General features: G+C 69.7%; 12 protein-coding genes. 6 read left to right on the forward strand and 6 right to left on the reverse strand.

Annotated features, from left to right (window positions below; translation table 11 throughout):
* Positions 1–38: 38 nt before the first annotated feature.
* A complete protein-coding gene (locus MUG96_RS05030) occupies positions 39–2,264 on the reverse strand; it encodes a hypothetical protein (RefSeq protein ID WP_246987089.1) in 2,226 nt (741 codons plus the stop codon).
* A gap of 246 nt (positions 2,265–2,510) precedes the next feature.
* Here MUG96_RS05030 and MUG96_RS05035 point away from each other — a divergent pair, with 246 nt between their 5' ends.
* Positions 2,511–2,933 (forward strand): zinc-ribbon domain-containing protein, encoded by a 423-nt coding sequence (locus MUG96_RS05035; RefSeq protein WP_246987091.1) that lies wholly within the window; start codon positions 2,511–2,513, stop codon positions 2,931–2,933.
* A gap of 20 nt (positions 2,934–2,953) precedes the next feature.
* On the opposite strand, the gene MUG96_RS05040 is transcribed toward MUG96_RS05035, so the two are convergent.
* Together MUG96_RS05040 and MUG96_RS05045 are read right to left on the reverse strand one after the other, a co-directional pair.
* Positions 2,954–4,852: a DUF2070 family protein gene (locus MUG96_RS05040; RefSeq protein WP_246987093.1), complete on the reverse strand. Its 1,899-nt coding sequence runs from the start codon at positions 4,850–4,852 to the stop codon at positions 2,954–2,956.
* Positions 4,853–4,941: 89 nt separating this feature from the next.
* Positions 4,942–5,490 carry a GMP synthase subunit A gene (locus MUG96_RS05045; protein ID WP_246987095.1) on the reverse strand — a complete coding sequence of 183 codons (549 nt, stop codon included), beginning with the start codon at positions 5,488–5,490 and terminating at the stop codon, positions 4,942–4,944.
* Positions 5,491–5,643: 153 nt separating this feature from the next.
* Between MUG96_RS05045 and MUG96_RS05050 the strand changes: the two genes are divergently transcribed.
* Positions 5,644–6,699: a lysylphosphatidylglycerol synthase transmembrane domain-containing protein gene (locus MUG96_RS05050; RefSeq protein WP_246987097.1), complete on the forward strand. Its 1,056-nt coding sequence runs from the start codon at positions 5,644–5,646 to the stop codon at positions 6,697–6,699.
* 19 nt (positions 6,700–6,718) lie between these two features.
* On the opposite strand, the gene MUG96_RS05055 is transcribed toward MUG96_RS05050, so the two are convergent.
* Entirely contained in the window at positions 6,719–7,195 is a 477-nt protein-coding gene (locus MUG96_RS05055) for a VOC family protein (RefSeq protein WP_246987099.1), read from the reverse strand.
* A gap of 56 nt (positions 7,196–7,251) precedes the next feature.
* Positions 7,252–7,818, reverse strand: coding sequence for a DUF7097 family protein (locus MUG96_RS05060; RefSeq protein ID WP_246987101.1), 567 nt, complete (start codon positions 7,816–7,818; stop codon positions 7,252–7,254).
* Between the two features lie 193 nt (positions 7,819–8,011).
* Between MUG96_RS05060 and MUG96_RS05065 the strand changes: the two genes are divergently transcribed.
* From MUG96_RS05065 to MUG96_RS05080, 4 genes are all read left to right on the forward strand, one after another.
* Positions 8,012–9,721 carry a methyl-accepting chemotaxis protein gene (locus tag MUG96_RS05065; protein WP_246987103.1) on the forward strand — a complete coding sequence of 570 codons (1,710 nt, stop codon included), beginning with the start codon at positions 8,012–8,014 and terminating at the stop codon, positions 9,719–9,721.
* 51 nt (positions 9,722–9,772) lie between these two features.
* Positions 9,773–10,189, forward strand: a complete 417-nt coding sequence (locus MUG96_RS05070) for a DUF192 domain-containing protein (RefSeq protein ID WP_246987105.1) — start codon at positions 9,773–9,775, stop codon at positions 10,187–10,189.
* 195 nt (positions 10,190–10,384) lie between these two features.
* Complete coding sequence (locus MUG96_RS05075) at positions 10,385–11,893, forward strand: (R)-citramalate synthase (RefSeq protein WP_246988625.1); 1,509 nt, start codon at positions 10,385–10,387, stop codon at positions 11,891–11,893.
* A gap of 285 nt (positions 11,894–12,178) precedes the next feature.
* Complete coding sequence (locus MUG96_RS05080; RefSeq protein ID WP_246987106.1) at positions 12,179–12,649, forward strand: phosphopantetheine adenylyltransferase; 471 nt, start codon at positions 12,179–12,181, stop codon at positions 12,647–12,649.
* Between the two features lie 63 nt (positions 12,650–12,712).
* Here the strand turns inward: MUG96_RS05080 and MUG96_RS05085 are convergent, their stop codons facing one another.
* Entirely contained in the window at positions 12,713–13,150 is a 438-nt protein-coding gene (locus MUG96_RS05085) for a bifunctional nuclease family protein (protein ID WP_246987107.1), read from the reverse strand.
* Positions 13,151–13,262 lie beyond the last annotated feature (112 nt).

The following is a 13,262-nucleotide window of genomic DNA, read 5'->3' on the forward strand; positions in this document are numbered from 1 at the left end:
AGGGACGGCCCTCTTCCCGGTAGCCGGCCGCTTTTCCCTCACTTCCAGTAGCCGCCGACGTAAGCGGCGCCGACGATGACCGCCCCGGCGAGGACTTCCCGGACCGCGACGAATCCGAGACCGAGGAACGGCTGGCCGAGGAAGCCGGCGTCGTCGCCGGCCCCGGTCGGTGCGGGCGTCCCGGTCGCGGTTCCCGTCGCCGTCCCGGCCGGTGCCCGCGTCGTGGGCGGTGCGGTCGTGGTCGGTGAGGTCGGCGCCGACGTGGGGGCCGTCGTCGTCGGTGGGGCTGTCGTGGTCGGCGGCGTCGTGGGCGTCGGCGTGGCGGTCGTCGTCGGTGTGGGCGTCGGCGTCGCCTGGACGACGAGGGAGCCGCTGGCCTCGTCGTCGTCGGTCGCGAGGACGTACTCGTACTCCCCGACCGGCACGTTCGCGAGGGTCGACTCGTAGTCGATGGTCCGGTTTTCCTCGGCCGGGACGAACACCGAGCGGTTCCCGAGCAGGCGCTCCCCGGCGCGGAGCGTGACGAACTGCGCGCCGTCGTCGACGCCGGTGTTTTCGATGGTCGCGGTCAGGGCCGACAGCGGGCGGCCCTGGGTGACAGTTACGTTCGCCGGGGCGTCGTCGACCTCGAACCGCACCGGGTTCTCGGGGTTCCGGGCGAGAACGACGGGCCGGCGGTCGTGGAGCCGCTCGCGCAGGAACGTCTCGATTTCGACGGGGTACTCCCGGGAGAGCGGCGAGAGGTCGACGCTGGGCCGGAAGACTCCGTCGGACTCGATGACGACGTCCTCTATCTCGATGGTCGTCGGCGGCTCGCCGTCCTCGGAGATGAGTTGGATGCCGATATCGGTCCCGGGCGCGTAGTTGGTGTACCCCGGGATGCGCTCGCCGGCCTCGTTCGAGACGATCACCTCGCCGTCGCGGCTCAGGCGCGTGTACCTGATGCGCGGTTCGACGAGGGTGAACTCCGTCGAGACCGTCCGCCGCTCCTCGTCGACGCCGAAGTAGGGGTACTGCCCCGCCTCGTTGGGCGTCGGGGCCGCGGCGAAGGGACCAGGGGCGCTCCCGTCGTCGGGCAGGTCGAACTCGTAGCGCTCCCCCGCGGTCGACTCGACGGTGTAGGTCACCTCGAACGTCGCGTTGGGCGAGAACTCCCGGTCGAACGTCGACCCCTTCCGCGTGTCGATCACGAGGTAGAACTCGTCGCGATCCCCGGAGAACACGACCGAGAGGCCGTCCTCGGTGGCGTCGTCGAGCGACAGCGTCGCGGGCTCGGTGTTCGGTCCGGGGTCGGTCTCCTCGATGGTGAGGCTGACGCCCTCCTCGATGCCGTTCAGTTCCTGGAGGAACTCCGGGCCGGTCCTTGCGGGGGCGATGGTCCCGACATCGGTCTCGGTGAGGGAGCCGATGGTCCCGTGGAGGCCGTCGGTGCTGAACCCCCCGACGATGATGCGGTCACCCTTCGCGACGCGGTCCCGCTCGGTCCAGACCGCCCGGAGCTGGCCGAGTTCGTCGGTCGCCGCGGCACCGTCCCGTGGCGCGATGTACGTCGACGGTTCCTCGAAGTCGATCTCGGGCTGGACGAACCGGAGGTTCGAGCGGTCGACCGGGTCCGCGGCGTAGGCGATGCCGTCGTCACCGAGGACGACGGTCCCGTTGGTCATGAGCAGCCGGTACCGTTTCGGCTGGAGCGGACGGGGCGGCCGCGAGACATCCATCTCGGCCCGGAGATCGGCGAGCGTGTCGATCTCGGTGCCGTTGGCCGCCTCGAACCGGAGGCCGTCGAACGGGCCCGTCGGCGGGTTGGCCGCACCCAGTTCGTGGTCGTAGCTCGTGACGCCGCTCGAAAAGACCGCTCCCGAGGACGCGTCGGTCCCGAGCAGCCGCGTGTTGATTGTGAACGTCGTCCCGCCTCCGGGGATGGAGAGCACGTCGACGAAGTTCGTCACCGAGGTCTCCCCCTCCTGTCTGTCCCCGCCGACCAGCAGGTAGCCGCCACAGTTGACCGTCACCTCGACGTGCCCGCCGGCCTCGTCCTCGTAGGCGTCGTTCGGGAAACAGTCGTTCGCCTGGAGCGTGCGGAGGCGCACCGTCGTCGTCCCGTTGGTCGCCGTCACCCCGCCGCCCTCGACGACCGCCGTCCAGTTCCCGCCCGTGGCGTTCGCTCCGGTGCTCTCGCTCGGGGCAGGCGCCGCACTCGCCGGCGCCGCGGCCGCGACGCCGAACACCACGACGGTACAGCACGCGACGAGCGCGACCCACACGGCCCGACGGCACAGACTCCAGCCTGTCGGGCGGGTCGAACCGGTCCGTGATAGGGTGGCAGTGTCGGTCATCGTCGCGGTGGTGCCGTCGCGGCGCCGATGTCGGCGGGCCCGCTGGCGGTCTCCGTTGCCGGCCCTACCCCCGACGCCCAATAAAACGCATCGCCCGAGTTATCAAACCCGATACCGGTGCTGGCGGTCGATCCGAGGCCAAGTTTTTATCCGGCCCCCTGCGTCACCACGGGTATGAAGGACTGTCGGCGGTGCGGGTCGGCCATCGACGACGCCGCACAGTTCTGTCCGGACTGTGGCACGCCCCAGACCGACGAGGCGCGGGCGCAGTTCGCGGACCTCGCCCAGGAGGAACTCGACGAGAGCGGCCTGCCGGGCGGCGGCGACCGCGGGAAACTGCTCGCACAGCTGACCGGCGACACCGACCGGCTGTGGGACCGTGCGGGCTACGCCGTCGGGTTCGTGACCATCGTCCTGGCGCTGTCCGTGCTCACCGACCCCGCGGGCGTGCCGCTGTTGCTGGCTGGCCTCGTCATCCTCCCGCCGACGCGACACCTGCTCGGGCGACCGTTCGGCCGGCCGTTCATCCGGGAGTTCATGGTCGCGCTGTACGCGGTTTTCGCCGTCCTCGGCGGGGCCCTGTTCGTCCTCCTGTGACGCCGGCCGCGGCCCCGTCCTCACGCGAGGAAGAAGATGAGCATCGAGACGGCGAAGACTGCGAGGATGAACACGGCCGCGAGCGCCGATCCCATCGAGATCATGGCGTTGGCGTGGGAGGCCAGCGTCTCGGTGCGGTCGTTGCCGAAGACGGTCACCTCGGCGCGCTCGCTCGCCATGCCCGCCTCGACGGGTTCGAGGTCCTCGATGGCCCTGTCGGCGAGGTCCGTGACGATGGCGACCAGGTCCGCGTCGGGGATGGCCGCGCCGACCTGATTGTCGGCTTCGATGGTGTTGACGATGTGGGTGTCGGTGGTCATCACTTCGGCCTCGTCGACGCCCTGGATGGCGGCGACGATCTTCTCGCGCAGGCCCGGCTCCATGTTGTTCCCGTCGACGAGGACGTAGGCGGTCCGCTGGTCCGCGACCTCGAACACGGCAACGCGGACGCCCAGCGGGCCGATGCCGTCCTGTGGCTCCCAGTCCGTCTCCTCCCAGGCGACGCCCATTCGCAACTGACCCCGCTCGGCCGCGTCGAGTTCGTCGGCGAGCTTCCGGGCCCCCTGGATCATGTCGAAGGATCGTTTGCTCCCGGGACTGACGTGGCCGAGGTCGTCGCCCTCCAGCCCGTTGTTGCAGTTGTGCGCGTCGACGAGCATCACGTCGTCGATGCCCGCGGAGCGGGCCTCGGCGGCCGCCGAGAGGCCGACCGCGTACTCCACGTCGTCGGCGAAGCCCGGGGAGTAGGTGGTGACGACGAAGGCGTCGTCGCCGAGTAACTGTCCGAGGAGCTTGGCGTCACCCTCGGTTGTGCGGATGCTGACGCTCGCCTCCGTGCCGAAGTCGATGTTCTCGTGTGCGGTCTCGGCGGCGTCGATGATGGTGTCGACCTCGCGTTCGGTCACGAGGTTGAAGTCGTGGCCGGCGGTGGCGTGGGGCGGGAAGGCCAGCCCCTCGGCCTGTCCGGCGACGCGCTCGGGGAGGTTCCCGCCGCCGATCTCGCCCATCGGCCCCGGGTGGATCATCGGCAGCACGAACCGCGCCTTCTCGGAGCCGTCGGACCGGCGAAAGGAGGTAACGGTGACCGGCACCATCGCGTCCTCGCCGATTTCCTCGAAGAAGTCCTCCAGTTCGCGGGTCCCCTCGGCGATGTGGCCGATGAAGCCCTGGATGAAATCGAGGACCGACACGTCGAGGCTGCGTTGCCAGGGGTAGTCGATGACGGTCAGGAACAGCCAGACTGCGCCGGCGTACAGCAGCGAGGTGGCCGCGAGGATGACGAAGTCGTCGGGCGTGATGATCAGCAGCTCCGGCGGGGCCTCCTGTGGCCGCGAGAGGTACGACCGCAGGAGCGGCCCCCGAATCTCGAAAAAGCGCATCGTCCCGCTGTAGATGAAAAGCAGGACGGCGGCGGAGACGGTCTGGATGCTGGCCGGGATGGCCGCGACGGTGACGGAGTGCCGGGAGACGGCCATGATGACGAACAGGCGGAAGGCGAAGATGGACGCCAGCGCGACGATCAGGGCGTCGAAGACGAACTGCTGGCCGAGCGGCTCGACCATCGGCTCGGCGAGCAGCAGGTCCTGGCCGCTGGTCGTCAGGACCACGAGCAGGCCGGCGACGACGAGGAAGGCGATGGTGATGAGCTCACAGAGGAGCGCGAGCAGCGAGGCCCGGTTGGGCGTGAGCTGGCCGCCGAGCCGCCGGTCGACGTAGGGCGTGAGGACGCTCGCGGCGACCGTCGGGAGGCCGACGAAGAACACCCCCTCCCAGGCGTCACCGAGGACGAACTGGGAGTCGAACGCGGCGACGCCGGTGATGGCGCCGATGACGAGGGCGAAGACGAGACTCGAGTACCAGTTCGGCGCACGGAAGATGAACCTCGACAGATCCGCCAGGTCTCCCTGCGTGGCCGTCATCGTACCCGATACCCAGGCTGTTCAGGCCTATAACTGTTGATAACGGTCTGCCGGCCGTCGGACGCTCGCGCGTCGCGTGGCACGCGCGATCACCTACAGAGCGATAGGAAGTTCTCGAAGACCTCCTCGCCCTCGGCAGTGTGTGAGACCTCGGGGTGCCACTGGACGCCGTAGAGGTCCCGGTCGGTGTCGCTCATGGCCTCGACGCCACAGACGTCGGATGTGGCCGTCCGGGTGAAGCCCGACGGGACTTCCTTGACTTCGTCGGCGTGACTGGCCCAGACGCGGGTCTCGGGGGCCAAAGAGCCCACGAGGGGGTCCTCGGGCTCGGTGATATCGACGGTCACGTCGGCGTAGCCGCCGTAATCGCCGCCGCCGATGCGGCCGTCGAGTTCGTCCGCGATGAGCTGCATCCCGAGACAGATGCCGAACACCGGCACGTCGAGATCGAGGTAGTCGGGACAGCGCCCGATGTCGTCGATGTCGGGGCCGCCGGAGAGGACGAGCCCGTCCGCCGTAATCTCCTCGGGCGGCGTCTCGTTGTCGACGAGTTCGACGTCGACGCCCATGTCCCGCAACGCGCGCTGTTCGAGGTGGGTGAACTGGCCGTGGTTGTCCACCACGTCGATACGAGTCATTTGCCGAACCGGACGCCCCTCACACGTATAAGCGACCCGGAACTCGCCGGCCGGCGGTGGCGTCCCCGCGTCTCGCCCCGTCGTCGGCGGGACGCCGTATCGTGCCCCGGCGTGTCACTCGTGTTTATATGGCATGGGGGCCACGTCCCGGTCGTGTCACTCGTGGGTTCCCGCCGGGTGCGGATGGCCGTCGGCTTCCTCGTCGCGCTTTTCGTGCTCGGGGCCGTCCTCTCGCTGATCGGCTGGCGGCGCGTCCTCGTGGACATCGCGGGCGCCGACGCCGGCGTGTTCTCGCTCGGGTTCGTCGCGGTCATCGCGGCCCTGTTTTGCTGGAGCGAGACGATCCGTCAGCTGGTCCGTGGCGCCGGCCACGACGCCGGCGGCCCCCGCTACCGGGCGGCGTTTCTCGCCGGCGAGTTCGTCAAGCAGGCCGTTCCGCTGGGCCACGGCGCCGGGCCGGCCCTCACGGCCTACACCGTCAGTTCGGTGACCGACACCTCCTACGAGGAGACGTTCGCGGCCACGATGCTCGGGGAGTTCGTCAACGTCGGGGCCTCCGTCCTGCTGGCGACGGCCGGGATGCTCGTCCTGCTGGTCCGCCAGCCGAACAACCCCGTCGTGCAGACCCTCGCCGGCGGCCTCCTGCTCTCGACGGCGCTCCTGCTCGTCGTCGCGTTTCTCGTCACGTCCCGTCGACGGACGCTTCGCCGGCTCGTCCAGCGGCTCGCTGCGGTCGTCCGTGGCACGGTCGGTCGCGCGTCCGGCCGCGTGCGCTCGGCGCTCACTCCGGCGGCGGTCGACGGCGGGGTCGACACCTTCTACTCGGCGCTGGACCGCGCCGCCGACGACCGCCGTCGGCTGGTCGCCGCCGGTCTGTTCGCGCTCCTCGGGTGGGTCTCGTTCGTCACGCCGCTGGTGACCGCCTTCGCCGCGCTGGGCGTCCGGATTTCCCTGGCACTCGCGCTGTTTGCCGTCCCCGTCGTGAGCCTGATCAATATCGTCCCGACGCCGGGCGGGGTGGGCGGGTTCGAACTGGCGCTGGCCGCGGTCGTCACGGGCCTCACCGGTCTCGACCTCGGGACGAGCACCGCCGGCGTCCTCCTCTATCGCGTGACGAACTACGCCTTCCTGCTGCTGGTCGGCGGCCTCGCTTCCGCCTGGCTCTCCGTGAGTCCCGCGACGGTCGTCGCGAAGATCGGGGAGTCCTGACCCCTGCTGCACTGCCCGGTCACTCGACGAGGTCGTCGGGGTCGAACCGCCGGTTCTGTCCGTCCCATCGCTCCCGGTCGCGCTCGTCGCGGGTGTCGTGATAGACTTCGAGACCGTTGCCGTCCGGGTCGTCGAAGTACAGCGCCCGGCTGATGCCGTGGTCGACGGGCGACACCATCACGTCGTGCGACCGCAACCGCTCGTGAACGGCCGACAGTGCCGCCGCGGAGGGGGCCTCGAAGGCGGCGTGGTAGAGGCCGACGCTCGGTTCCGGGCCTGGGCCGGCGGCGTCGCTGCCGACCGCCTGGAGGGCCAGGTCGTGGTGGTGGTCGCCGAACGAGAGGAAGGCGTAGCTCCCGTGCCGTTCGCGGACGCCGAGCCCGAGCACCTCGCGGTAGAACTCGACCGCACGGTCGAGGACACGGACTTTCAGGTGGACGTGTCCGAGCGTCGTCGGACGTGCCCCCTCGGGCACGGTGGGTGGGTCTTCGTCCATATCCTCCCGTGACGGCGGCGGCCCAAATCGGTACCGGCGATCCGGGCACCCGCGTGCTACCCGTCCGTGTCCCCGGGTTCGTACCGGTCGGCGGCCGACGAGAAGTCCAGTTCCGCCTGCTCGCGGGAGCGTCGCCCCTCCCGTTCTGCCAGTGCTTCCGGGTCGGGGGCGGCGTCGTCGTCGATGCGCGCCCACGAGTCGTGGACCTTCGCGTGACACCACCGGCAGAGGTAGACCGTGATTTCGTGACTGGGGTCGCCGTCGCCCGCAGTCGCGCCGTCGCGGTAGGAGAGGTGGTGTTCCTCCAGCAGGGGCCGCTCGTCGGAGTGGGCCATCCGGCACTCGTCGAGGCCACAGCGGACGCACTCTCGGCGGTGGTCGCGACACCGGAAGTGCGGACAGTCGCCCCAGTCCCAGGGGCCGTCCGGGTCCTCGGTGTCCGCGTCGCCGGCGACCGGACAGCGGAAGTCCTCCGCGCTCAGTTCGTCGGCGAAGGCGGGGTCGCGGTCGCCGTGTTCGACCGCGAACCGACAGCGCCCCTCGTCGGTCAGGTGGTCACAGCGGTCGACGTAGTCGTACGGGTCGTCGACCCCCACGGAGGTCCCGCGCGGCGTCTTCGCCATGTCCCGATGCTGGGCCGGCAGCCATTTGAACCTACGGCCGCTGCCGCTGTCGGTACCGTTCCGAAATCAAATCCGAGAACCAACGACGACGAGACCGAACGTACTGTCCACACATCGCACTTACGAACGCCTCTAATTCTCGATTTTTGAAAAACGGGCGGTTAGTTAAGTGGCCGCTCCGCGGAAGACGTGTATGTCCCAGACGCTTCGCAGTCGGTACGAAGCACTCCTGTGGTCGTCGATGGAGGCGATCGGCGTCGACGACTCCGTGGAGCGGAAGATACTGGCCGCGGTCGGCATCCAATTCTGTATCTCGCTCGGGCAGGCAGTGATGCCTTTCCTGTTCACCGGTCTCACTCGAATCGTCGCTATCGGCTCCCTGCTTCTCGTCGCGGCGGTCGCGTTCGTGAACACCATCCTGATCACGCGGCAGGACTTCATCGCGCCAATCGACCGCCTGAACGAGGCGGTGACGCGGGTCTCGGCGGGCGACCTCGGCGTGTCGGTGTCCCGCTCCGAACAGCCCGACGAACTCGGGTCGCTCACGAACGCCGTCGCGGACATGAGCGCGTACCTCTCGACGGTCGACGAGCAGGCGCGGGCGCTCGCAGACCAGGAGTTCGACGACCCCGTACTGGACGAGGACCTGCCGGGGGAGTTCGGCGAGTCGCTCGCGACGATGACGGACAACCTCCAGGCCTACACCGCCGACCTCGAATCGATGACGGCCGAACTCGAAGCGCGCTCGGAGAACCTCGAAGCGATGGCCGACGAGTTCGCGACGGCGACCGAGCGCGCCAGCGACGGCGACCTGACCGCGACCGTCGAGTTCGCGGGCGACGCCGACGAACACGCGGCCGTCGCGGGCAACTACAACGATATGCTCGCGACGCTCGCCGAAACGGTCGGCGAGGTGGCGGCTGTCGCCGAGACCGTCGCCGATGCAAGCGACGGGGTGCGGACGACGATGGACGAACTCGACACCACGAGCGAGGAAATCGCCGGGTCGGTCGGCGAGATCTCCGATGGGGCGGCCGCACAGAGCGAGCGGCTGAGCAGCATCGCCGCGGAGATGAACACCCTGGCGTCGACGGTCCAACAGATCGACGCGGCCGCCGACGAGGTGGCAACGACCGCCGCCGACGCCGCCGAGCGCGGCCAGTCCGGCCGCGAGGCCGCCACCGAGGCCATCGACGAACTCGACGCCGTCGAGCGCCGCATCGACCGCACGGCCGAGCAGGTCGAGTCGCTCGTCGACCAACTGGAGGGCATCGACGAGATCGTCTCGTTCATCGACGAGGTCGCCGAGGAGACGAACCTGCTCGCGCTGAACGCCTCCATCGAGGCCGCACGCGCCAAATCGGGTAGCGATGGCTTCGCCGTCGTCGCCGACGAGGTCAAGACGCTCGCCGACGAGACGCGGGACTCCGCCGACGAGGTCTCGGCGCGCATCGAGGAGATCAACGAGGAGGCGCGCGCGACCGCCACCGAGGTCCGGGAGACCAGCGAGGGGATCACCGAGAGCATCGAAACCGTCGAGGCCACGCTCCGGGAGTTCGACGACATCGTCGACGTCGTCGGCGACCTGGACGAGCGCGCCCGGGAGATCTCCGGCGCGACCGACGAGGGCGCCGAGATCACCCGCGAGGTCGCCGAGATGGTCGACGAGGTGGCCTCTATCAGCGAGGAGACCAGCGCCGAGGCCGACACCGTCGCCTCGGCGGCCGAACAGCAGACCGCCTCCATCTCCACTGCGACCGACCAGGTCCACTCGCTCGCGGCGTCGGCCGACGAACTCAGTGACCTCGTCGCCACCTTCGAGGTCGATGAGGCGGCCGCGTCCGGGACCGAGCAGGCACAGGGATCGGCGGGCCGTCCCACGCCGTCCGCGACCGACGACTGAGTCGCCGATTCAGGGGAAACCGTTTTGCCCGGACCGGGCGACGCGGCCTGTATGCGCGTCGTCCACGACCCGGAGGCGGACCGTCGAGTGCTCGCGGCCGACGCCGAAATCGCCGACGGCTTCATCGCCCAGACCGTCGGGCTGATGGGACAGTCCTCGGTCCCCGAGGACTACGCGCTCGTCTTCCGTTTCGGCGAACCACCCTTCCTCTACCGGCAGTTCGACACCGTTCCCCGGCGGTTCATCCATATGCTGTTCGTGCGGATGCCGCTCGACGTCCTGTGGCTCCGGGACGGCGAGGTCGTCGCGGTCGCGACCCTCTCGCCGTGGACGGGCCTCGGGCAGGCGAAAGCCGACACCGTCGTCGAACTCCCGGCCGGGGCGGCAGACGGCGTCGCCGTCGGCGACCGCGTGGTGGTCGAAAACGCGGGCGGCGACGAGGGCGGCGACGACGCCGAGGGCGCCTGAGCGAGCGCCCGGGCGCTGTCGAACAGACAGATTAATCCGTGGCGGTCACGCTACCCCTACTCACAATGTCGGACGATACCCCGACGGAGGATAGAGGAAGTCGCCGCGAGGCGACTGGGCGTGAAATTCTCGGTCCTGCCTGATGGACGTGGACAATCTGTGACTCACAATCGCCTCTTCGGTGACCATCCAGCCTTGCGTGACCTCTCCGAGGTCGAAGACGTACAGTTCCTCGACACCACCCTGCGCGACGGCGAGCAGGCCCCGGGCGTCTCGCTGACGCCCGACGAGAAAGCCCGCATCGCACAGAAGCTCGACGACGCCGAGATCGACTTCATCGAGGCCGGGAGCGCCTGTACCGGCCCGGGCGAGCGCGAGACGATAAAGCGCGTCACGGGCCTGGACCTCGACGCCACGATCACGAGCTTCTGTCGCGGCATCGAGAACGACGTGGACCTCGCGCTCGACTGTGGCGTCGACGGCGTGACCATCGTCGTGCCGGGCAGCGACAAACACATCGAGGAGAAAGTCGGCACCAGCCGCGAGGACAACGTGCAGAACACGGCCGAGCTCGTGGCGTACGCCAAAGACCACGGCCTCTGGGTCGAGGTCATCGGCGAGGACGGCTCCCGTGCCGACCCCGAGTACCTCACCGAACTCATGGCCGCCTCGATGGACGCCGGTGCCGACCGCATCTGCTACGCGGACACCGTCGGCCACGCGACGCCCGACGACACGCTCGAACGGATCAAGCCGATGACCGAACTCGGCCCGACGAGCACCCACACCCACGACGACCTCGGGCTGGCGGTCACGAACGCGCTCGTCTCGGTCGCCGCCGGCGCCGACCTCGTCCACGGGACGATCAACGGCATCGGCGAGCGCGCCGGCAACGTCGCCCTCGAAGAGGTCGCTATCGCGCTCGACCACGGCTACGGTGTCGAGTCGATGGACCTCACCGAGGTGTACCCGCTTGCCGAACTCATCGCCAACACGACCGGCGTGCCGCTGGCCCCGAACAAGGCCGTCATCGGCGAGAACGCGTTCACCCACGAGAGCGGCATCCACACCGACGGCACGCTCAAGGACGATTCGATGTACGAGCCGTACCCGCCCGAGAAGGTCGGCCGCGAGCGCCGGCTCGTCCTCGGGAAACACGCCGGCCGCGCGGGCGTCGAGGCCGCCCTCGAAGAGCACGGCTTCGACGCGACCGACGAGGAGATCGGCGAGATCGTCACGCGGGTCAAAGCCATCGGCGACCGCGGGAAGCGCGTCACCGACGCCGACCTCCTGACCATCGCCGAGGAGGTCATCGGCCAGGACCGCGACCGCCGGGTCCGACTGCTCGAGATGACCGCCGCCAGCGGCTCCGGCACTCCCACGGCCTCCGTCCGCGTCGAGGTCGACGGCGAGGAGCGCGTCGCCTCCGGGACCGGGTCCGGGCCGGTCGACGCCGCCGTCAACGCCGTCCAGGCGGCGCTGGGCCACGCCGCCGACGCCTCGCTGGACTCCTACCACGTCGACGCCATCACCGGCGGCACCGACGCCGTCGTCACCGTCGAGGTGGAGATGTCCCGCGGCGACAAGTCCGTCACCGTCTCCGCGTCGGACGCCGACATCACCCGCGCGTCCGTCGAGGTGATGGTCGAGGCCATCGACCGCCTCATCGCCGACGAACCGGACCGGGTGCTCGCCGACGATTAACCGCCACTTTTTATCGCTCGGGTGCGCGGAGCGCACCACTCGCGATAAAAACTTGGGGAAAAAGGCCGGACGCTCGGGCCGCGGGCCCGAGCGTCCGGTACGACGTGCTGGCACCGACCGCCACCGCACAGCCACCGCCACCGCTCGGCCACCGCCACCGCTCGGCCACCGCCACCGCTCAGCCACCGCCACCGCTCGGCCACCGCCACTGCTCAGCCACCGCACCACCACCGTCTCGTCTCCCCACGGTAACCGTTGAAGTAGCAGCCGACCGAATGGCCGTACGTGACTGGAACACGCGTCGCGGTCGCGGGCACCTTCGGGCCACTCCACGACGGCCACCGTCGGCTCCTGCGGACGGCCCTGAAGTACGCCGACGGTGGCCTCGTCGTGGGCGTGACGTCGGACGCGTTCGCACGGGACGACCGGACCCGCGAGGTCCCGCCCGTCGAGTCGCGGCGGGCGGCGGTCGCGGCGGCGATAGACGACATCGACGAGTGGGGGCGGACGGTCGAAATCCGGGAACTCCGGGACGAACTGGGGATCGTGACCCTGGAGGCGGGGATCGACGCGCTCGTGATCTCGCCGGAGACGGCCGCCGAACTCCCGGCGGTCAACGACCGGCGCCGCGAACGGGGCTTCGAACCGGTCGAGGGCATCGTCGCGCCGTACGTCCTCGCGGCGGACGGTGAGCGGATCTCCTCGACGCGGATCGCCCGCGGCGAGATCGACGAACACGGGCGGGTGCTGGACTGAGGCGAGCGCTTCGGCTGTCGCGTTCACTGCTCGCACGACCCTGCTGGCTCGGTGAGCGAAGGCTCAGGTTCCTTCGATGTCGAACTCCTCGGGGGAGCGGCCGGCCTCGTCGAGGACTTCGTCGGAGACGAGGATGGGGCAGTCGACGCGGAGCGCGAGGGCGACGCCGTCGGAGGGGCGGGCGTCGAAGACGAGGTCCTTGCGTTCGCCGCCGTGGTACTGTTCGGCGTCGAGTTTGGCGTAGAAGGTGCCGTCGGCGAGGTCGTCGACGCGGACGCGGTCGATGGCGCCGCCGAACTCGGCGATCATCTCCACGAACAGGTCGTGTGTCAGCGGCCGCTCGAAGGGCTCGCCCTCGACCGCGAGTTGCATGGATTGGGCCTGGTCGCTGCTGACGAAAATCGGGAGGAGTTCGTCGCGGGCGCGCAGCACGACGACGGGGGCCCCGGACCCCTCGTCGCCGACGCCGACGCCGACCCCTTCAACGGTCGCCTCGTGCATACGTGACGGTACGGCGGGGAGGTATGAAAAGATACCCCGGGACGACCGCCGGTCCGGCCATGCCCACCCGCCGGCCACACGCCGCCGGACACAAACCCCCGGCGCCCCAAGC

Source organism: Halorientalis marina (assembly GCF_023028345.1).
GTDB lineage: Archaea > Halobacteriota > Halobacteria > Halobacteriales > Haloarculaceae > Halorientalis > Halorientalis marina.

Coding starts and splice junctions, on each gene's coding strand:
- MUG96_RS05035 (WP_246987091.1), top strand. CDS start 2,511: ATGAAGGACTGTCGGCGGTGCGGGTCGGCCATCGACGACGCCGCACAG.
- MUG96_RS05040 (WP_246987093.1), bottom strand. CDS start 4,852: ATGACGGCCACGCAGGGAGACCTGGCGGATCTGTCGAGGTTCATCTTC.
- MUG96_RS05045 (WP_246987095.1), bottom strand. CDS start 5,490: ATGACTCGTATCGACGTGGTGGACAACCACGGCCAGTTCACCCACCTC.
- MUG96_RS05055 (WP_246987099.1), bottom strand. CDS start 7,195: ATGGACGAAGACCCACCCACCGTGCCCGAGGGGGCACGTCCGACGACG.
- MUG96_RS05060 (WP_246987101.1), bottom strand. CDS start 7,818: ATGGCGAAGACGCCGCGCGGGACCTCCGTGGGGGTCGACGACCCGTAC.
- MUG96_RS05065 (WP_246987103.1), top strand. CDS start 8,012: ATGTCCCAGACGCTTCGCAGTCGGTACGAAGCACTCCTGTGGTCGTCG.
- MUG96_RS05070 (WP_246987105.1), top strand. CDS start 9,773: ATGCGCGTCGTCCACGACCCGGAGGCGGACCGTCGAGTGCTCGCGGCC.
- MUG96_RS05085 (WP_246987107.1), bottom strand. CDS start 13,150: ATGCACGAGGCGACCGTTGAAGGGGTCGGCGTCGGCGTCGGCGACGAG.